At 37.2% G+C, this 20,791-nt stretch carries 20 protein-coding genes and 1 pseudogene; 5 read left to right on the top strand and 16 right to left on the bottom strand.

Going from position 1 to position 20,791, the window contains the following annotated elements; all coding sequences use genetic code 11:
* Window positions 1-114: 114 nt before the first annotated feature.
* The 3 genes from MKX14_RS02105 to irlR all read right to left on the bottom strand — a co-directional run bounded on the left by MKX14_RS02105 (window position 115) and on the right by irlR (window position 2,846).
* Entirely contained in the window at window positions 115-678 is a 564-nt protein-coding gene (locus tag MKX14_RS02105) for a lipocalin family protein (protein ID WP_240281630.1), read from the bottom strand.
* A 96-nt stretch (window positions 679-774) separates the two neighbouring features.
* Window positions 775-2,178, bottom strand: a complete 1,404-nt coding sequence (czcS, locus tag MKX14_RS02100) for a heavy metal sensor histidine kinase (protein WP_240281629.1) — start codon at window positions 2,176-2,178, stop codon at window positions 775-777.
* Window positions 2,175-2,846, bottom strand: a complete 672-nt coding sequence (irlR, locus tag MKX14_RS02095; protein ID WP_240281628.1) for a heavy metal response regulator transcription factor — start codon at window positions 2,844-2,846, stop codon at window positions 2,175-2,177. Before irlR ends, czcS begins: the two co-directional genes overlap by 4 nt.
* Window positions 2,847-2,971: 125 nt before the next feature.
* Here irlR and MKX14_RS02090 point away from each other — a divergent pair, with 125 nt between their 5' ends.
* Together MKX14_RS02090 and uraH are read left to right on the top strand one after the other, a co-directional pair.
* Complete coding sequence (locus MKX14_RS02090; RefSeq protein ID WP_240282006.1) at window positions 2,972-3,439, top strand: GlcG/HbpS family heme-binding protein; 468 nt, start codon at window positions 2,972-2,974, stop codon at window positions 3,437-3,439.
* A gap of 10 nt (window positions 3,440-3,449) precedes the next feature.
* Entirely contained in the window at window positions 3,450-3,851 is a 402-nt protein-coding gene (gene uraH, locus MKX14_RS02085) for a hydroxyisourate hydrolase (RefSeq protein ID WP_046811591.1), read from the top strand.
* Between the two features lie 59 nt (window positions 3,852-3,910).
* On the opposite strand, the gene MKX14_RS02080 is transcribed toward uraH, so the two are convergent.
* The 9 genes and pseudogenes from MKX14_RS02080 to MKX14_RS02035 all read right to left on the bottom strand — a co-directional run bounded on the left by MKX14_RS02080 (window position 3,911) and on the right by MKX14_RS02035 (window position 12,837).
* Window positions 3,911-4,618, bottom strand: a complete 708-nt coding sequence (locus MKX14_RS02080; RefSeq protein ID WP_025466503.1) for a PqiC family protein — start codon at window positions 4,616-4,618, stop codon at window positions 3,911-3,913.
* Entirely contained in the window at window positions 4,608-6,275 is a 1,668-nt protein-coding gene (gene pqiB / locus MKX14_RS02075; RefSeq protein WP_240281627.1) for an intermembrane transport protein PqiB, read from the bottom strand. Before pqiB ends, MKX14_RS02080 begins: the two co-directional genes overlap by 11 nt.
* A 7-nt stretch (window positions 6,276-6,282) precedes the next feature.
* Window positions 6,283-7,092: a paraquat-inducible protein A gene (locus tag MKX14_RS02070; protein WP_240281626.1), complete on the bottom strand. Its 810-nt coding sequence runs from the start codon at window positions 7,090-7,092 to the stop codon at window positions 6,283-6,285.
* Entirely contained in the window at window positions 7,089-7,697 is a 609-nt protein-coding gene (gene pqiA / locus MKX14_RS02065; protein WP_108011126.1) for a paraquat-inducible protein A, read from the bottom strand. The genes MKX14_RS02070 and pqiA overlap by 4 nt, the downstream gene beginning before the upstream one ends.
* Before the next feature lie 317 nt (window positions 7,698-8,014).
* On the bottom strand, window positions 8,015-8,779 hold the full coding sequence (locus tag MKX14_RS02060) for an SDR family oxidoreductase (protein WP_240281625.1): 765 nt from the start codon (window positions 8,777-8,779) through the stop codon (window positions 8,015-8,017).
* A 121-nt stretch (window positions 8,780-8,900) separates the two neighbouring features.
* A complete protein-coding gene (gene ada, locus MKX14_RS02055) occupies window positions 8,901-9,968 on the bottom strand; it encodes a bifunctional DNA-binding transcriptional regulator/O6-methylguanine-DNA methyltransferase Ada (protein WP_240281624.1) in 1,068 nt (355 codons plus the stop codon).
* Between the two features lie 78 nt (window positions 9,969-10,046).
* A pseudogene (locus MKX14_RS02050) lies at window positions 10,047-10,487 on the bottom strand (DMT family transporter); the annotation flags it as partial.
* Window positions 10,488-10,512: 25 nt separating this feature from the next.
* Window positions 10,513-11,067, bottom strand: a complete 555-nt coding sequence (locus MKX14_RS02045; protein WP_240281623.1) for a TetR/AcrR family transcriptional regulator — start codon at window positions 11,065-11,067, stop codon at window positions 10,513-10,515.
* A gap of 678 nt (window positions 11,068-11,745) precedes the next feature.
* Window positions 11,746-12,837, bottom strand: a complete 1,092-nt coding sequence (locus MKX14_RS02035; protein ID WP_133480789.1) for a DUF6670 family protein — start codon at window positions 12,835-12,837, stop codon at window positions 11,746-11,748.
* A gap of 413 nt (window positions 12,838-13,250) precedes the next feature.
* Here MKX14_RS02035 and MKX14_RS02030 point away from each other — a divergent pair, with 413 nt between their 5' ends.
* Complete coding sequence (locus MKX14_RS02030; protein WP_016806139.1) at window positions 13,251-13,484, top strand: hypothetical protein; 234 nt, start codon at window positions 13,251-13,253, stop codon at window positions 13,482-13,484.
* Window positions 13,485-13,632: 148 nt separating this feature from the next.
* Here the strand turns inward: MKX14_RS02030 and kefBC are convergent, their stop codons facing one another.
* Complete coding sequence (gene kefBC, locus MKX14_RS02025) at window positions 13,633-15,468, bottom strand: monovalent cation:proton antiporter-2 (CPA2) family protein (protein WP_240281622.1); 1,836 nt, start codon at window positions 15,466-15,468, stop codon at window positions 13,633-13,635.
* 195 nt (window positions 15,469-15,663) lie between these two features.
* Complete coding sequence (gltS, locus tag MKX14_RS02020; RefSeq protein ID WP_046811599.1) at window positions 15,664-16,899, bottom strand: sodium/glutamate symporter; 1,236 nt, start codon at window positions 16,897-16,899, stop codon at window positions 15,664-15,666.
* Between the two features lie 357 nt (window positions 16,900-17,256).
* Here gltS and MKX14_RS02015 point away from each other — a divergent pair, with 357 nt between their 5' ends.
* Both MKX14_RS02015 and MKX14_RS02010 read left to right on the top strand, forming a co-directional pair.
* A complete protein-coding gene (locus tag MKX14_RS02015; protein WP_240281621.1) occupies window positions 17,257-18,408 on the top strand; it encodes an alpha/beta fold hydrolase in 1,152 nt (383 codons plus the stop codon).
* A 707-nt stretch (window positions 18,409-19,115) separates the two neighbouring features.
* Complete coding sequence (locus tag MKX14_RS02010; RefSeq protein ID WP_005073518.1) at window positions 19,116-19,439, top strand: hypothetical protein; 324 nt, start codon at window positions 19,116-19,118, stop codon at window positions 19,437-19,439.
* On the opposite strand, the gene MKX14_RS02005 is transcribed toward MKX14_RS02010, so the two are convergent.
* Both MKX14_RS02005 and cspA read right to left on the bottom strand, forming a co-directional pair.
* The gene (locus MKX14_RS02005) at window positions 19,440-19,910 is read right to left on the bottom strand and encodes an AnBLUF65 family BLUF photoreceptors (RefSeq protein ID WP_005073517.1); all 471 of its coding nucleotides are present in this window, start codon (window positions 19,908-19,910) and stop codon (window positions 19,440-19,442) included.
* A 278-nt stretch (window positions 19,911-20,188) separates the two neighbouring features.
* Window positions 20,189-20,398 carry a cold-shock protein gene (cspA, locus tag MKX14_RS02000; RefSeq protein WP_002115279.1) on the bottom strand — a complete coding sequence of 70 codons (210 nt, stop codon included), beginning with the start codon at window positions 20,396-20,398 and terminating at the stop codon, window positions 20,189-20,191.
* Window positions 20,399-20,791: the final 393 nt, after the last annotated feature.

Here is a 20,791-nt window from a genome sequence, read left to right as displayed (position 1 = left end):
TCTTCCTGATCTAAAGCATTTCTTTTGGTTCTAATTTAGAAAATGCGCAATGAATTTTATGTGAAGTTCACTCGGTTACGAGATAAATATAAGCATCTATGCACCAGCATTTCACTATTTAGACTGTATTGTTTTAACGAGTTTAGAAACGTCGTAGCCATAGCTTTTTGCGGTTTGCAGATAAGACTGATATGTCGCCTCATCAAGTTGAGGGCTACGAGAAAGAATCCATAAATATTTATGGCTTGGGCCACCCACTAAAGCAACCTGATAATTTGGGTCAACTCTTAAAACCCAATAATCGCCTTTTGTAAAAGGAATCCATCTAAGGCCAGAAGGTAAAAAGCTCACCTTCAATTTACTGTTGCCTTCATTTTGTGGATAAGCAACTCCTTCAGATGAGATCATTTCGCCTTTTTTAGTCGTACAACTATTTAGAACACCAACAGTTTTGTCCGCGTTAATAGAATAGTTTGCAGTTGTATTGGCTACACAATTACGCTGAAAAAACATAGGTAAATGCGCAATTTCATACCACTTACCTGCGTATTTATTAATATCGATAGAATCAACAGCGACAGGTTTAGTATTGGTGTCGGCAAAGGTGCTCAAAGGAAGCATTAAACTGACCGCTGCAAGGCTACTGCTGATGACAAGTGATTTAAATAATAATTTCATGATTGCCCTCTTCTGTTTATTTCATACGTTTAAACATACGCCAGAGGGCTGTGAACAAAGTGTGAATTTTAAAAATTAAGCAACATTAATAAGGATTTAATTGTATTTCTTTAGAGCATCGGCAACTGGAAAATCAAGTTCAAAGCACACACCCTCGACTGTGTTATAAACTCGATAGCGGCCATCATGTAGATCCATAATTGAAGCAACAATCGATAAGCCTAATCCACCTGTTTGATTCTGATCACTTCGACTTGAGTGGCATTGGTAGAATCTTTCAAAAAGATGCTCAAGTTGATGCTCAGCAATTGAACCCCCACCCGTTACCACAGTTAGGCTGACCCATTGCGTATGCTCAATCATCTTATGTTTAGTTGCGATATAAATAGTTCGCTTGTTACCACCGTGAACCAACGCATTTAACACAAGGTTATAAACGGCTCTTTGAAATAACTCTGGATCTGTAAATAACGTTTTAGCTTCTAAGTTAAAACTAAAATGACAGTCTTGTTCCTCGGCTTGATATTCAAAAATCTGGCATAGCCCATCTATAACATCTTTGAGGTTTATTTCTTGTTTGTTTACAAGAACCATTTTCTGATCGGCTCTTGCCAAGAAAAGCATGCTATCAATCATGCGTTTTAATCTCTGGTAGTCGTCTAAATGGGACACTAGCAAATCTTCATATTGTTCAACCGAACGTTCGCCAGTTAAAGCAATCTCGGTTTGCCCAATCAGATTATTTAAAGGTGTGCGGAACTCATGTGCGATATCTTCAGAAAAACGGTTGAGCTGCGTATAGCCCTTTTCAATACGCTCAAGCATGTGGTTTATATCTTTGGAAAGCAGATCAACTTCTAAAGGTGAATTTGGGAGGTTTAATCGGTTCTGTAGCTGATTTGCATTAATAGAATGAGTTTGCTTGCGAAGCTGTTGTAGCGACCGTAAACCAAAATGACACGCTAAAATACAAAGCACAAAGATTGCAAGCACGCCCCCGACCACATACATCAAGAGACTTTCTTGAAAAGGTAAAAGAATATTAATGCGTTCCGACCACTGTTTACCTGCAATGAGCAGATAAGGTTCGTTATTAATCTTTATGGTTTTCCATGCAATTCGTGTTGGATATGGATTATTGGCTAAATCTTGAAATTGAAGATTGTCGTGCTTTGCAAGCTGAGGTAACTGAATATGGAGCGGATTGATATTAATTAAAGTTTTGTCTTTATGGATGAGCAGAAACAAGTTGTCTTGATTGCCAAGCATGTTTTGATATAGCTTAGGCCGCGCAATGATTTGCTCTACATTTTCGCTATCTTGCAGCAAAATTTCCAAACGATTAATTCTGTCTGCTAAAGCCTTATCTTGCTGCTTTAATAAAATCTGGTTAATACCCAAATAGGTCATAAAGCCGACTGAACATAAAATTAAGGCAGAACAAAGCGTGACCAGTAATGTAATACGGACTTCAAGAGAACGTAGAAATTTAAAGTTCATAAGCTAACCGAAATTTTATAGCCCAAGCCACGTATGGTATGAATGAGTTTTAACTCATATCCCTCATCAATTTTGCTTCGTAAACGGCGTACTGCAACGTCAATAAAATTAGTATCGGTGTCAAAGTTAATGTTCCAAACTTCGGAGCCAATTTGTCTGCGCGTCACAATTTGCTCTTTGTTGAGTAACATGTAACGCAACAAATTAAATTCGGTCTTACTCAGCTCAATTAAGTTGCCACTACGCCATACTTTATGAGCAACCAAATCCATTTTTAAATCGCTAATAGACAACTCGTTTTCTTGCAAATATTGCTGTCGTCTTAACAGACTTTTGATACGTGCCAACAGTTCAATATAGGAAAAAGGCTTAGCCAAGTAATCATCTGCACCCAACTCTAACCCTTTCACTCTATCTATCACCTGATCTTTTGCCGTTAAAAAAATCACCGGAATTTTTGAAAACTGGCGTAGGACCTGTAATACGCTCCAGCCGTCTATGTCTGGCAGCATGACATCAAGAATAAGCAAGTCATATTGATCTCTCTTTAGCATTTCCAAACCTTGCAGCCCTAAGTGAACACACTCCGCTTGATATCCAGACTCTTTTAATCCTTTGACCAAATAAGTGGCGATCTTGATCTCGTCTTCAATAATAAGGATACGCATTTTGTAGAGACTCATTGGAAAGATGACAACTTTGTAATGTGATTGTCATGCTTGAAATTAAGCAATTTGTTTAAGATTTTCAAAGCGACATAGAGGCGATCATTATGAAAAAATTGAACTGGCTGATGTTAACAGCCGTGCTATTCGGTAATAGTACTTTTGCACAGCCCCCTGCTTTGAATCAAGTTTATTCGTTAGATCTAAAAACTGCCCATCTGTTAGCTGACAGTGCTAAAGCGGCATGCAAAAAATTAAATCAAAATATTGCGGTTGTTGTTGTAGATCGCGGCGGTAATCCATTAACTGCCGAACGGCATGAGTTGGTGGGCCCGCATAACTTAATGGCTGCCGAGAAAAAAGCCTATACCGCGTTATCTACCAAAACATCGACCTTAGTTTTAAGCCAAAACAGTAACCAAAACCCCGATGCAAAAAATTTAACTACCGTAGCAAATTTACTTTTGTTAGGTGGCGGAGTACCTGTTCGTTTTGAGAACCAAGTGATCGGCGCGATTGGGGTTGCAGGTGCTGGCGGTGCACAAAATGACAATCAATGCGCAAGCAAAGCCATTGAAACCATTTTTCATTCATAAGGAGTTCACCATGACTAAATCATTTATTGCTTTATCTTCGTTATTTATAGCTTCGGCTACATTTGCACAAACTAATCCGCTAAGTGTGCACGTGTTAAATCTAGAAACGGGTTTACCCTCTTCTCAGGTTGAAGTCGTTTTAGAGAAAAACACCAATAACCAGTGGGTTAAACTCAACCAGCAAGTGACCGATTCAAATGGTCGTATTACTGCGCTCTATCCAGAAAATAAAAAACTAGAGCAAGGAGTTTATAAAGTTACCTTTAAAACTGAAGACTGGTTTAAGAAGAACAAACAACAAACTTTTTTTGCCGAGGTTCCTGTAATTTTTAAAGTCGATGGAAGCGTAAATCACTACCATATTCCGTTACTACTTAGCCATTACGGTTATTCAACCTATAGAGGCAACTAAAAATAAAACCCCTTTATCTGTTGTACACAAATAAAGGGGTTGATTAAAAACGATGCGTTTTACGAACAAACACCATTGCTAATAACCGATTTTTTGTTTGAATCTAGCGCCACAATTGAAGAAGAAACCGTATTAATGATTTGAGTCATTGCTTCACTTGAAGCATTCACAATCGCATCCATCTTTTTAGCTTTCTGATCAATCGGCTGCTTAAAAGCAATTCGACAATTGAGCTGAGATCCTGCATTCGTGATGACTTTTGCATTATTTGACTCTAATTGAGTGGGCGGTATTTGACGCTTCACTACCCAAGACACCGCAATATTAATATAGCTTTTATCTACAATATCAAAATGAGAAAAGTCTGTAGAAACTCGATATAAAGGCTGATTGTTTCCAGCTAGGCCACTGCTATAACTGTCAATTGCCCCTAATTTTTGCTGTAAACCCGCCGACAAGGTATCGCGTAATTGCGTACCCATGGTTGATGTCCAGCGTTCATTATTTAACACCGTAGACTTACCACTACTATCTTGGAGCACCAAAGGCGCACGGTCCAATCGGTCTGGAATCCCGACAGGTAATACCTCAATCACCTGCACAGTTGATTTTGTAGCCGCAGTAATTTTAGGGGACATCGTATAATAATTTGGCGTTGGCGAACTCGAACATGCCGTCATGGCAACAGCCGTTAAAAACAGGCCACTCCCAAGCAGCCATTTGGCTGCTTTAGGATGCTGAAAAGATAGAGTGTTTTTATTTTTCATCATCGGTCTCTGGTGTTTTACCACGAATAATTGATTCAGGATGTTGCTCAATATAGTCTGCCATTAACTGTAATGAAGCAGCCGCACGTGTCATTTGTTGCAATGCTTTACGTACGTCTTGCTGTAACGGCGCATCACTCGACAAAATAGACTCTGACGATCTTACAGTTTTACGAACATCGTCTAAGGTTGCTTGTAAACCAGGTGCAACTTTTCCATCTAACTGTTTAACCAGTTTGTCGGTAGACTCAATGGCTGTGTTCATATTGTTGAGCGTTTTACGTACATCTTGCCCAATCTCAACTAACGGGAATTTGGTTAACTTGTCAGCAATCTGAGAAACTTGTGCTTGTAAGCCACTCAGTTCAGTTGGTGTAGTTGGAATCACCACACGGTCATCACTCAAAATTTGTAATGTGGCTGGTTTAGCTTTAGGGAACTTATCTAGGGCAATATAGTTTTGGCCCGTGAGAAGGTTGCCTGTTCTCATTTGAGCACGCCATCCATGTTCAACAAAATCTTTGAAAATATTGCTGTTTGGATTGAGTGCCTGTCCATTCTCAACGCGTGACGGATAAATAACCGCCTCAACACGCATACGCATCTGCTTATAGTTGTTATAAAACTCTGCATTAATCGATTTAACATTACCAATTTCAATGCCCATGAAATCAATTGGCGCGCCAACAGATAGTCCACGTAATGAATGATCAAAGTACATAATCACACCGCGAGGTTGCCCGTCAGGGTCTTTTAATGCCTCAGATTTCGAGTCCCATAGATTAAAGCGACTATGATTTGCCGCTGTAGTAGCACGAGAGCTTTCAGGAATTCCAAAAGCAATACCGCCTGCGACAATACTTGCCAGCGATTGAGTATCTAAACTAAATCCTGAAGCATTCAAGCTCACATCAATACCACTTGCCTGCCAAAAACGTGCATCGGTGGTGACAAACTTGTCATATGGTGCACGGATAAAAGTTTGCAGCTCTACAGTTTTACCATCGTTAGACAATTTATAGGCTGTAATTTGGCCCACATTAATTCGACGATAATAAATTGGAGAACCGACATCTAAAGACCCCAAGTCATCTGCATTTAAGAAAAATTCTTTGCCCGGTACATCGGAAGTAATCACTGGAGGTACCTCTAAGCCAGTAAATTCGAGCTTTTTCTCTTCCGACTTACCACCATCCACTTCAATATATGAACCTGACAATAATGTGTCTATTCCTGAAACCCCACTCGTCCCAATCCGTGGTCGCACAACCCAAAATCGTGAATCTTTTGCGGCAAAGTTACTCGCATCTTTACGCAAATCGATTCTGGCAATCACGTGTGAACGGTCCTCTGAAAGATCAATCTGCCGTACTACACCAATATCCACCTGTTTATAACGGACCGTTGTTTTACCTGCGACCAATCCCTCAGCCGTCCTAAAAGATACGTCAATGGTCGGGCCATGAGACAAGAGCGCTTTTATCGCTAATGAAAGCGCGATTAAAAGAGCAATCAATGGAATGAGCCAAATTAAAAGAGGCTTCCACCGACTTTTCTTTTCTTGGGGTTCTGGTAAATCATTCATGCTATCCAGTTCAACATCTGGATCACGATGATCTGAGTTACCAGGGGTTATTTCATTTTCAGACATACTCATTGTTCTTTTATTGACTGGGATTAATGGAATCATTATTCAACGGCGGGTGTTCTGCCTGAATAATCTTAGTTTTGTTTGAGGCAAAAGTAGAAGGTTTATTTGTATTTTGAGATGCGTAGAAGTTATCCCAAATAAGTCGTGGGTCAAAACTTAAAGATGCAAACATGGTTAACACGACAACCGCACCAAAAGCGATCGAACCCGGCCCTGCTAAAATCGTAGCAAGCGACTGAATCTGAATGAGCGCTGTTAAGAGTGCCACCACAAATACGTCAATCATTGACCAACGGCCGATAAACTCGACAACTCGATATAATTTAACGCATTGCTCAGGTAAAAATTTCCAAGCTGACGATTGTTGAAGATATACCGCGACCAATAAAAAATACAAAATCAGTAACTTCAACATCGGAATAAAAATACTAGCCATGAAAATGACCGCTGAAACCAGATAGTCTCCACTTTGCCAAAAGTAAATGACCCCACTCATGATGGTATCTTGCTGGCTACCCAACAGTGAGTCAGTCACCGTCATTGGAAGTACATTGGCTGGAATATAGAGAATGGTCGCAGCCACCACTAAGGCAAAAGTTCGGTTTAAACTCGCTGGCTTACGTGCATGCAAGACGCTATTACACCGAATACAATGTAAAACTTGATGGCTTTTATCTCGTCGTTTTTTTCCATTTTGAGCAAAATTTACGACGCCACAGCAGTGACACACGATTAATGAGAGATCTTTGGCTCTAGGGTATTGCTTAAGCATTGACCCTTGCTGCAAGCTTTGTGTTTGGGTCACATTTTTTATCGTTTTCATGGCAGTGACCTATCAATTTCGTTCCATATATCACTCACCTTTATGGAAGTAATATAGACCAACAATACACTTAAAATCGCAAATGCCCATAACGCAATCTCGGGAATCACCAACACCATTCCCATTAACTTCACAAGCGTGACCAAGATTCCAATTAAGAATACCTCAACCATTCCCCACACTCTCATAAAATAAAGTGTACGTAAGGCAAATACCAAAAATGCGGGTCTTTTCTTCAATACACTTACTGTGCCCAACACATAGGAAAGTAATAACAGATAGGAAAGTGGCACAATAAAAGTGGTGATTAAAATAAGAATACCAACAAAAGCCCGATCATAATGGAACATCACCCAGACAGCACCCAGTAAGGTGGTTTCAGAGATATTGCCCTGCAATTCAATTTTTACAATAGGAAAGCTATTGGCAATAACAAATACGATCAACGCCGTTAAGATTAAAGCCAACAGTGTCGAAAAAGGTTTGGTGTGCCGATAGAGTTCAGCACCGCAGCATAAGCAATAAGCTCTTTTTCCATAAGCAAGCGGGGTTCTACGATAGACAGTATCGCATTCCTCACAACCTGCTAATTCTTTAAGCTTCATAGTTATACTCTGAGATTTATAGTTTTAACTGTGTCACACAAAACTCTTTTTATTACTAAGGTAAATTAAAATATAAATCAATCGAAAAACTATCCAAGTCATCATAAATTTTGAAATGAAAATTACCGTAGGTGCTGTTCAATATATTGTTGAAACTGCTGAATAATATGTACAGATTGTGTGGTGGAATTGAAATAGAGACCAAAATTTAAAGGTTTAAGCTGAGATAACACAATTAAATAAGTTTAAAATCTCCAAATAAAAAAGTGAGGCTCTAGCAGCCTCACTTTTTTATTACTTATCTATTAATTCTCAATCTAGCTTTTACAAATAGTCACTCCACCATCAGCGAGTAAAGCACTTCCTGTAATAAAGCTTGCATCATCACTCACTAAAAAGAGCGCTGCTTTCGCAATTTCATCAGGCTCAGCTAAACGTTTCATCGCATGTATACTTTTTATAAACTCTAGAACTTCTGGAGAAGGTGCTGCTTCTTGGCCCATTGAAGTATTTGTTCCCCCAGGTAAAAGTGCATTTACTCGAATGCCTGATGTTGCATACTCTGCTGCCATCACTTTGGTTAAACCAATAAGTCCTGCTTTGCTTGCAGCATAAGCCGCCATTTGAGGGAACCCGATATGATGACCAACAAAAGAGGATGTAAACACTATTGAGCCATAGCCTTGCTTTAACATCACTTTAAGCTGCTCTCTAGCCGACTGAAACGCACTGGTTAAATTGCTCTGAATAACATGATTCCAATTTTCATCGGTTGTGACGTGAGTAAGCTGGTATTCTCCCAACATACCAGCATTATTAAATGCAATATCTAACCTTCCATAATATTGCGTAGCCATATCAATCGCTTTTTGCATGATTGTAGGGTCATTAAGATCCCCTGCAATAAAGTGCGCAACGACGCCATCTTGATTCAAACTATCGCAAAGTTCTTTTAAAACACGCTCACGGCGTGCAACCAGAATAACTTTCGCGCCTTCCGCTACAAATAGCGATGCGGCACTTAAACCTATACCTGAACTTGCACCTGTAATAATAGCCACTTTGTCTTTTAATCTGCTCATACTTACAATTCCATCTTTATTAAATTGATGGATATATTTTGAGTAACCCGAAGAAAATAGACTCTCTGATTCTTGCTATTTTGAAAAAATTAACTCTATAAAACAGCCAACTAAAACAATTTTAGTTCCGTGCCAGTTCTGCTTCTTTCTCTAATAATGCACGTTTACGCTCAACGCCCCAACGATAACCAGAAATAAAACCATCATTTCGAACGACACGATGACATGGAATGGCAACAGCTAACATATTTGCAGCACATGCCCCTGCCACAGCACGAACGGCTTTAGGTGAACCTATTTTTTGGGCTATATCGGAATAACTGGCTGTCTGCCCCGCAGGAATTTCTTTTAAGGCTTGCCATACTCTTTGTTGAAATGCAGTCCCTTGAATATCTAGAGGTAAATCTAATCCGATTTGTGGCGCTTCAATAAACCCGACAATATGCGCAATCAGTTGCTCAAACTCATCATCACACCCGATCAAATCGGCTTCCGGAAATTTATCTTGTAAATCATTTAAAAGCTTTTCAGGATCATCGCCTAGCAAAATTGCACAAATTCCTTTCTGGCTTTGAGCAACTAAAATATCTCCTAAAGAACACGCTCCTAGGGCGAAAAAGATACGCACACCCTTACCACCAGATTTCCATTCTTTCGCAGTCATACCTAATAGCGAATTTGAATTTTCATAGAACTGACTATTTGAATTAAAACCTGCATTAAATATTGCATCAGTCACACTGATATTTTCATCTAGGTTTTCTCTTAGCTTTTTACTTTTATGCGCATCAGCATAGCCTTTGGGTGTCAGGCCAGTAATTTGCTTAAAAACTCGGTGAAAATGATATGCGCTCATTCCTACATGATCAGCCACATCTGATAGAGACAAGTTTTCTTCATGTAGTTCAATGTATCTACAAGCTTTCTCGATTTTTTCTACAAGCTTTGGATCGTGTGCATTTGAGAGTCTATTTTGTATTTTTTGAGTTGCTCGATAACCATTTTTCTCGGCTTGCACGGCACTCTCAAAGAACACTACATTTTCTTTTTTAGGTAGTCTTTTTGTACTTGATGGCAGACAGTACATACCTGAGGATTTCACGCCATAAACAAAATATGCATCAGCTTCCGCATTTCGATCAACAATTGCTTGCCATCTATCTTCGTCTGTTATCCACTGATTTTTCATTTTGCTCACCTCAATTGCAATTTAATATCTAATGACTTATTTTCGCAACTTTGTTGATAAGCAAAACTCTTGGTATTGCTATTTTAATCTTTTCAAAGCAAAAACATTCCAATGCAACTTTACTCCGAGCACACCCAATAAAATTAAACTTGCACCTAAAATTTGAGTACTAGTCAGCATATGATCAAAGAATAAATAATCAATTACGATGGTCGATATAGGATAAATAAAAGATAAAATCGCAATGTTATTTAAAGGTATTTTCTTAATTGCCGAATACATTAAATAATAAAGAAATGCCGTATGTAGAACCCCTAACCCGATTACAAAGAACCATTGTTGACCTATCGGTGGGTTTACAAAAACCGATATAAACGGAGTCGTAACAATGGCCCCACTTAAAGTCTGTATAAGCACACTTAATAACGGCGGTATGTTAGTTAGTTTTTTAGTCATTAGAACAGATATCGAATACAGACTAGTAGCAATAAGAACCAAGCCTAAACCTGCTAACTCATTATAGTGATTCTTTAGTTAAATAAATTTAGGCAACCCTCACCAAAAAGTAATCTAACAATTTGGTTTTCTCTTCAACGCTATCTGAAGTCAAAAGCCCCAAAATCGCCCCATCAATCATAAATACAAAAATATCTGACTCTTCATACGTAGCCCTTTTTTTAGATTCTCGCAGAACCCAGAAAATTTCATTTTTAAGCCATTGCCTATAGCGAATTGCGGTTTGGTATGCATTTGGATAAAGCTGTTTAATTTCAAAAATCGCTTTAAACAACAGATAATACGCACCTTTTAAGTCAGCATGTAAAAGGTAAATTTGTCTAAGCGTAAGAGACAAATCTGGATATTGACGAGATTCACTTACCGCTCTCACTTTTTCTTTTAAGTGTTCTTTTTGAACTAATAAACACATTTCAATTAATCTTTCTTTGGAGTGAAAGTAGTTGTAAAAGGTGGCTTTAGTCATCTTGGCCTCACTAACAATTCGGTCCACTCCGACCTTGTTAAAGCCGTATTGTTTAAATAAATCTGCTGCTGTATAAAGCGCTCGCGTTGTTCTAAATGAAACTTCTAAATTTTTCATGGATACCGCTTAAAATAATTTTTTGTTGTAAATAGAAGAGATAGAAATGCCGTCACTCTTAAAATGAGTGCTAAATACAGGCATGCGAAAGCTGCACAATAATGGTGTGCTCGCCTATCTCTGGTTTATTGTTGCTATGTTTTAGTCGTAAAGATTCTTAAGATGTAGAAACCTAAAGTCGATTACATCGTTTTAAAGACTGTTTAAGCGGTATGGGTAGAGAGAATTTGGCAAAAGCCAATAAAGAAAAAGAATTAGTACGCATAGAGGACTCCTCATGTCTAAAGAAGTTCTACCGAATTACTGTCAAATAATTATGGTGGCAGAACGAGAGAAGGTTGACAGACTGGTTAGACGCCAGCACACCCGAAGGTGTCCCTCTCCCGTCCTACCGCAACGGGAGGAGACGAGAAGCTTACACACAAAACTATTCCTCAGAAGAAATAATTCTGATGCGGTCTAAATCAGCCTGTCAAAGCCGGCTGACAATGTAGGTCAGCAGGCAAAGGATAGTGCCCAACCCTATTTCAGTCAAGCACACAAAATGACATCTGTTTTAAAATAGATCATTAAAAAGTAAGGATAAATAATTAAAATCTATTGTTAAATTGAGTTTATAAAACAGATATTTTCTAGTTCGCTTGAAGCTGTAGATAAACAACTAAGTTTTAAACGATTTTATCTTCGGTCAATATATTCCAGATAGCCCCTTCCTACTAATGGCTGATCATAGAATTCGCCTTGCCATGTATATGAAGAAACGAAACCAGCAGCCAATCCAAAACAATATGGAGTGTCTACTTGTGCTGAAATATCTAGAACCTTTTGATTGTTGTGATAAGCAGCCCAGCGAAAAGTATTTGGTAAATTCATTGGAAAACCATCAGGTGTAATCTGTGGTTTTTCTTGAAGACTGGTTACTTCAAAAAGTATATCTCCGTTGTATTGAATTGATGTTCCATCAATATGACGGTAGTAAACAGAAGTCAAAATGGGTTGGTCTTCATAGCAAATAAAAGCCAGTAATAACTGCTGTTCATGGTCAATATTAATAACTTGATAGCTAAAGACTTTTACAGGAAGTTGAATATTCTCAACTAACCATTTGTTTTTGAGCATTGAGGTCGCTACAGCTTTCCAAGACTCAAGCGTACAAAGCCCCTTAATACTCTCACTATTGCCTTTTTGTTTAATATAGCCGTCATAATGCATCAAGACACTAAAATGCTTATAAAAAGCACTATAGGCAAACCATGAAATAGCTTTGGTAGGCTTTAAATGAAGTTCTAGTTCTAAATCTTCTCTTTTGGTAATTAATGTAAATCCGTCACCATCCTCATGCATGACACTCTGATTGTCAAAATTAATAGCGAACGGCGTTTGGTTAAACTTGATATCATTTTTGATTGAAAATGTTCTGTAGGCCTCAGGCGTTGTCGATAATGCTGTTCCATGTACCAAAGAAGCTGTATCCCCTTTTCCATCTTTAGACATTTGATAGTTGGTATCTGTAATCGTAAATCCAACATAACCTAATACCGAAGCCCAAGATAAATATCGAAATGGTTCAGGTAAGTCAGGAATCATGACCCCGTAATGTGTACTACCAAAGCGCTTATAAAGCGTATGAGGACTGAGTTCAAACTCTTTTGGCAATGTTGCTTGTCGCTCTGGTGTAACAGCTCCCAACAATGAGCCTGAAAGTTTGGCAACTTTTTGATTGATCTTGTCCTTAAAACTCTTTGGCAATCTATCGCTTGAGATTAGCATTTTTAAGATCCTTTATTTTTATCTACTTAAAAAAATGAAGTTCCATATTAGAACTTGATTATTTGCAATTGAATGTTAATAAAGGACATCTTGATGTAAGCAAATGCACTAAAACAAAAAAGCCAACTCTTTCGAATTAGCCCTAATTACCTCACGACCACGTCTGTGAAAATTGCTTTTGATTTTATTGTTCGCAACAATCTTCATCATTTTTGTTATGAGTCTAAATTAGCCTTTCTTTATGACAATCCGATTAAAAAAACATCCAAAATCTCTCCTAAACAAACTTCATACATAAAATATGTGTTTTAGAGAACTACATCACAATTTATAGGGCTGCATATTTTAAAGGCATATTTCACTAAATGAATAAGTCTATTATGCTTAAGTCATCTAATTGTTAAGTATGTATGATGGAACAGCAAACTTTATTACAAGAACTGAACTCACTCATTGAATACTACTCAAAAAGAACCGATTGCCCGCCTACTCGAATACGCATCGGCTATAGAGCATATGCAAAACTGATGCAGTGCCCGCCTTTTGCAGATGAAGTGATGAACTCAGCCCTAGATCCCAATAAGCGAAAATATAAAAAGTTAAAAATTAAAATTACAAAAGATGATAATCAGTTGGAACTTGAGTAAATTTTTAAGAGTTCAAAATAAAAAGTTCTTCACCTCTCCTATTTGCGATTTTATTTATATAACAATCCAGTCAAAGGCACAGCCGTAGAGTATTTATAGTCATTCCGTAAAAGCTCTTCTAAACAGAACTTCTACAGATATTTTTATACTAATTGAGACTTTCATTATCTGAGGTATCTTCCTTATTTAAAATCCGCCCTTCTTGTTTTGGTCGAATCAATGGTGCAGTCGGTCTTGGATGATGAGTATGTGTATATTGCATACCTACTCCTGCATTTACATCATCTGCTGCGATTTCAGTTTCAAAACGCTCATTATCTAAATCTCGAATTTCCTCGGTAATTCTTTCTACCTCATCTTCATCCACACCAAGTTCTTGCAAAATCACGCCGCCAAACTTAATTGCTGATTCAAACGTTTCACGAATCATAAAGTCCACTTTTTGTTTGACTAAATGTAGTGAATGTTCACGGTCATATGAACGGACTAATAGTTTTGCCAAAGGAAATTCATGGGTCACGAGTTCTACAATTCGATTGGTCGTTTCCTTACTATCTACACACACCACAATCGCTTGTGCTGTTGCGGCGCCAGACGCATGCAGAATATCTAGACGGCAGCCATCGCCATAATAAATTTTAAAACCAAATTTTTCGGCGTTTCGAATCATGTCGGTATTATTATCAATAATGGTGACATCGACACCTCTTGCTAACAACAATTGACTAGTAACCTGTCCAAAGCGTCCAAAACCGATCATTAAAACACTACCGCTTAGCCCGTTAGCAATGTCGATGTTTTCTAATGAAACCTTCGTTTTTGCTTGAGTAAAACGTTTGAAAATAATACCAACAATTGGGGTCAACACCATTGAAAGCACAACAATGGCAGTTAAGTTAGATTTAACGGTACTATCAATAACTTGTGCACTAAGCGCAGCCGAGAAAAGCACAAAGGCAAACTCACCTCCTTGAGCCATAAGTAAGGCACGATCCAACGCTTCAGTATGAGAGCTTTTCGTTACTCGAGCGACTATATAAATCATGAGCGCTTTGGCAAGCATCAGCGCCATTACGCCACTCACAATAAGTCGCCAGTTCTGAGCAACTACCGATAAGTCCAATGACATGCCGACCCCAAGGAAAAACAGGCCCAGTAATATTCCTCGGAACGGTTCAATATCCGCTTCAATTTGATGTCTAAAGGTCGATTCAGATAAAAGTACACCCGCCAAAAAAGCACCCATTGCCATAGTCAAACCGCTGACTTGCATGAGTAATGCCGCACCCAACACAACCAATAATGCCGCCGCAGTCATGACTTCTCGGGCTTTAGCAGCGGCCAAGAGTCTAAATAATGGGTTCAGTAACCAATACCCTGCCGCAATAAGCCCCGCAATTGCGAGTAAACCAATTCCTATATTTTCTAGACGTACCGATGTGCTTTCGACCACATGATTCGGTGCCATAAAAGCAACAATAGCCAGCAATGGCACAATGAGTAAATCTTCAAATAGTAAGATGGCTACAATTTTTTGTCCTCGGGGTTGAGTCAAATCCCCCCGATCACCCAAGAGCTGCATCACAATTGCAGTCGAGGTTAAGACAAACCCTGCCGCACCAATAAAAGCGACTTGCCACGTAAAACCAAATAAAAGCCCAACACCAGTCAAAGTCAGCGCGCAAATAATAATCTGTAGCGTACCAAGACCAAAAATTTCGCGTCTAAGGCTCCACAAATGTGATGGTTGCATTTCCAAACCAATCACAAAGAGGTACATCACAATTCCTAACTCGGCAATATGCAAAATTGCGGCAGAATCTTGAAAAAAAGCAAAACCGAATGGGCCAATAATTAGACCCGCAATTAAATAACCTAATACTGAGCCTAAACCAATACGTTTAAAAATAGGAACTGCAATGACAGCAGCTGCCAATAAAACTACAGGGGCAGCCAAGCTAATTGAATGTGCTTCTGAGCTCATACATTTCTCATTTTATTTATCTGCAATTTATTCTATGTGAAACGAGGTTTAAGGGCGATTATTAGTTTTAAGAAAAAAGCATCCTAAAAATAAAATGGTTTAAATGATCCGACAATAAAAATTGGGCCTATAAATAGGAATAAATCTTCACGGACAAACACCCATAAAAAAAAGCCCTAACGGGCTTTTTTTATATTAGGCAATAAATTTCAACATGAGCTGAATGACTGTCGCATTAATTAAGTCGACAAAGAATGCACCACAAAGCGGAACAATCAAGAAAGCCTTATGTGATGGACCATACATATTGGTAATCGCCTGCATATTTGCCACGGCTGTTGGTGTTGCACCCATACCGAAACCACAATGACCTGCTGCCAATACTGCCGCATCGTAATTTTTACCCATTACTCGGAAAGTCACAAATGCTGCATATAAAGCCATAGTCAGTGTTTGAGCACCCAAAATAACCACAAGCGGACCAGCTAAGTCAGCAAGTTGCCAAAGCTTTAATGAAAGCAATGCCATTGCTAAATAAAGCGATAAAGATGCGTTACCAAATACATCAATCGCACGGTCGAAAATATCAATTTTCAACACGCTTTCTAAAATGTTTCTTAAGATTACACCGCCACCGAGTGCCCAAACGAAAGTTGGTAATTCAAACCAAGTTCCCTTACTAAAGCCAGTCATAAATTCAGCAAATGCTAAACACGCTGCAAACATACCAAGCGTAGTAATTGCATTATCGGCAGTAATTAAACGAACTTGATGAGGATTTTCAAACGGCGCAAGGTCATCTGCATGTTGCTCAACATGCGTATCTCTATAATGAATTTCATCATTGGTTTTTGGTTGAGCAAGACTGTAACGATTGATAAGCAATTTTGCTAAAGGGCCACCTATCACACCGCCAATAATCAAACCAAAGGTAGCACTCGCCATCCCTAACGCTAAAGCACCTTGAATACCATGTTGAGTTTCTAAAATTTCACCCCATGCCCCAGCTGTACCATGTCCACCTGTTAAAGTAATTGAACCTGCAATTAAACCGATGAGTGGATCAAGACCAAGTAAAGTCGCAAGACTCATACCTACTGCATCTTGCACAACAATAAAGGAGGCAACACAAATTAAAAAGATGATTAAAGCAGTCCCACCTTGTCTAAGCTTCATAAAATTGGCACTTAAACCAATTGAAGCAAAGAACACAAGCATAAAGCTGGTTTGTAATTCACTAGCAAAAACAATGCTATACCCCCATACAGAGTGAATAAGCAAGGAAACTAGAGCAGCAACCAAACCACCTGCTACGGGCTCAGGAATGTTATAACGCTGTAAAAAACTAATACGATTAACTAGAAATCGGCCTAAAAGCAAAACAATAACCGCCGAAATTAGCGTATAAAAAGCATTAAAAGTAAATTCCATATATACTACTTTCTGATTACATTCCTATTGGATTGTAAAATAATTATATTTTTATTTTTAATATGTAAAAAAAATATAAACAAACTTTACAAAAATACTCTACCAATATTTTTCAACCATTATTAAGAATAATTTAAATTTGAATATTTAATGTACAATTCTGACCAGACATAAATTTTTATTTTAATATCATATGCTTATATAAATACACTCTTAATTAAAAATAACCCCACTTTGATATCTTAAACAGAAAATCCTGTCTTTTGGGTCACTGAACTTCTCCATCATTCACTTTAATATCCTTCAAAGACCAGCTCTTTATTGCTCTGGGCAACATCTTTATAGGTTTTATATTCAATGAGTTTATTGCTTAAAGTTCGTCAGAACGTTCCGCAGCTACAATCTATTAAAAAATCTCTTCAGACACGTGCTGGTCAAAAAATACCTCACATGCTGATCAATGCATCAGATCTATTTTTCCGAGGCCCTCAAATTGCCTTATCAGGAAAAACACCATTTGATGTAATTCATAAGCATGAAATTATTACCTTACGCCATTATAAAAATGAGACTGGCTCATCTACACATAAACACCGTGTACCTTTAGTTATTGTTCCTCCATTAGCAGTGAACATGCTCATTTACGATCTGTTCCCTACTCGCAGTTTTGTACGTTTCTTTTTAACCCAAGGGTTTGATGTTTACTTAATTGACTGGGGCGTACCAACCCGATACCAAGCAAAATATAACTTCGGTACTTATATTAAAGTTTTCATGCCAGAGATGTTAAAGCAAGTTCGCTTGCACAGCGGTCAGCAACAGCTTTCTTTACATGGTTGGAGTTTAGGCGGCGCACTTTCGCTCTGCTATACCGCATTGTTTAAAGATAAAGATATTAAAAATCTAATTATTCTCGCGTCCCCTATCGACACTCACAAAGCAGGTTATATGGGGAAACTATACGGTAGTCTTACCAAACCCGCCGAATGGGTTCGCAAACATACGCCGTTTCGTATTCGCCATCATGTACCAAGTGAAGCATTTCATATTCATGGCTGGCAAAACACGCTTGGCTTTAAGTTAACGGATCCGATTGGAAATTTGAAAACATATTGGGAACTTTTTAAAAATCTAGATAACCGAGAGTTTATTGTCGATCATGCAACCTCAAGCTCATTTATCGATAATATGTTGGCCTATCCAGGCGGTGTCATGCGCGATATTATCCTCCGTTTCTGGATTGATAATGAACTGTCTAAAGGTGTAGTTAAATTTGGTGAACTTACCGCCTATCTAAAAGATATTAAATGCTCTGTGTTAGCTATTGGTGGCAACACAGATATTATTGTCACAGCTGATGCTGTTAAACCACTCATGGATTTAATTAGTAGCCAAGACAAAACATTTAAGGTGGTACCAGGGGGTCATATGGGCGTAGTTTCTGGTAGTCAAGCACCCACTACGGTCTGGCCAGAAGTGAGTACTTGGTTAGCTACTCGTTCAGAATAATTAATTCAAAAGCAGTAAAGCCAGTGTAGTCAGTTCTATGCTGGCCAAAATTTAAATTTTATAAGTCTGATATTCTAGTTTCATTTATATTGCAGTAGTTTTTTGTCTTAATTCAAAAGCAGCTCATTACTAGATGACTCAAAAATATAAATATAATTTCCTCACTATTAATCACATTAAAAACCCTTCAAAACATAAATTTTATTTATTGGAAACACCACTTAATAAAACAATATTTTATCAAATGTTAAAATTTTTTAAATAGATTAATTTTCTCTTATTAATATTTATAAATTTTAAGAAAATTACCTCCTAAAGTTGATGTTACTTTTTGTTATTTATGTAAAGCTTGTCTAAACAATATATTTACTTAAGTCATTGTTAAACAAATTTTTTTATAAATTTAATTTTGTAAAATTTGATCATTATTTATACAAATGTAGGTAATCTCTCACAATTATGTAAGCCAAAGCTTACAACCCAAATGATTGTTTTTCTTATAATTAATTTCAGTACATATAAGCACTCTTTACTATTAAATAGAAAGCTGAATATTAATAAAGAGATCTGGAGAAAATGATAAAGTCATCTTTATTAATATAAAAACTCTCAATAATAGAAAAAGAATCTCAAAAACTAATATGTACTATCTTTCCTCTGGAAACAGAGGAAAGATACTTTTTTAATCATCAGATAGGGTATAGAAAATGTTTATTGCAAAAAATATATTTGTATATTTACTATCAATGTTAGCTTTATGCTTACTGATTATTTTCTTTAATTACATAGGAATGAACGAGACGATTAATCTTCTTCTCTCTTCTGCACTGTTTGGAATATTTATTACTTGGTATTTTAAAGGTAGTGGACTCTGTCTCGCCCTATTTAGCTTTTTTTATTGGGCTATGTTTGTCATTAGTCAAAGTTTAGAAGTGATATGGATGCTCGCAAGTTCAGTTATTGTATATTTAGTCATGACTAAAATATTACCTAAACTCAAGACCATCCATATTGGCGTGATAGCCAAATAGCTAAAACGGTTTCACCCCACGATTCACCATACCCACTTTCTTAACTGTGTTAATTTTAGTTTGTTCGGCAATGACTAATTCATTGATGAAAGCTTTTAAGTTTTGCTCATCAAGACGAATAGGATTAAAAGTACTTTCTCCCATTTTTAGAAAGAAAGATTCGATATTTGTATTACGTTGTACATATTTCATTGACCATCGTTGAAACGAGTTTTGTTCAATGGAATATGTACACAACCATTTAACATTGTGGTGTCTTTCATCATTTGTAATTTTTTCAAATAATCGTTCAACCACCTCTCGCTCACCTTCCAAGCATTGAAAGAAAGCATTATCGGCATAATAGAGCACCCCACAGATCTGATTCAAATCATTGAAATCTCGTGCTTCTGTCAAAATATCACGTAAATCTTGCAACAAATCTTCATTTTTTTCGTTACGTTGACTGGCATAACACAGGCGAACGTTCATTAGCAGTTCCGTGAAATATAAAATTTCTTTATTTAAAGATTTTTTAATCTACCATATCTTTATTACTAATAATTTATATTTCACACATATTCTAAAGTTTATTTTAAAAATATGTTCGATTATTAATTATAAGAGCTTAATAACTAATGATTTATATTAACAAGAAAATAAAAAGCCCTACTATTGAGGGCTTCTAATGCTCTAAAAGAACAATAAATTGCTTTAAAAGCTAAAATAAAAAAAAGCACTAAAAAGTGCTTTTTTTACTTGCTGTTATATTATTGTGGAATAATATTTACAGCATTTGGGCCTTTTTGCCCTTGAGTAACGGTAAATGTTACGCGTTGACCTTCATGCAAAGTTTTGAAACCAGAACCTGCGATTTCTTTGAAGTGAGCAAACACATCTGGACCGTTGTCTTGTTGAATGAAACCAAAACCTTTAGTTTCGTTAAACCACTTTACTGTACCACTTACTGTATTAGACATAATATATCCTACTGATTTCTAATATTTTAGAATCATTAAATAATGACCCTATCATAACTTTGAAAAAAGAATAACAAATTGAGCTTAATATCTTAAAAAACGAAGGATTATGACTAAAACTACGATACTTAAAAGAAGATTTACTAACAAGTCTTTTTTCTAGTTAACAGCATCATACATGAAATAAAATTGTATTCAAGGCTTTTATATAAATAATTTCCAAAACTTAAGTTAAATAAATATAAAACAATAGCTTAATAAAAAGATTAAGAAATTCAGTATATTGCTTAATTAAAAAACAATCTATGATGTGATAAAAACATTGAAAAGCAACAGCTATAAAAATATCTGTTTAGAAAATTGCTTGAGCACGAATGAAAAGTTATTTTTAAA

It is taken from the genome of Acinetobacter pittii (assembly GCF_022449185.1).
In the GTDB taxonomy this organism is placed as follows: Bacteria; Pseudomonadota; Gammaproteobacteria; order Pseudomonadales; family Moraxellaceae; genus Acinetobacter; species Acinetobacter pittii_I.
The sequence above is the reverse complement of the archived record's forward strand: the minus strand, read 5'-3'. Positions and strand labels throughout refer to the sequence as shown.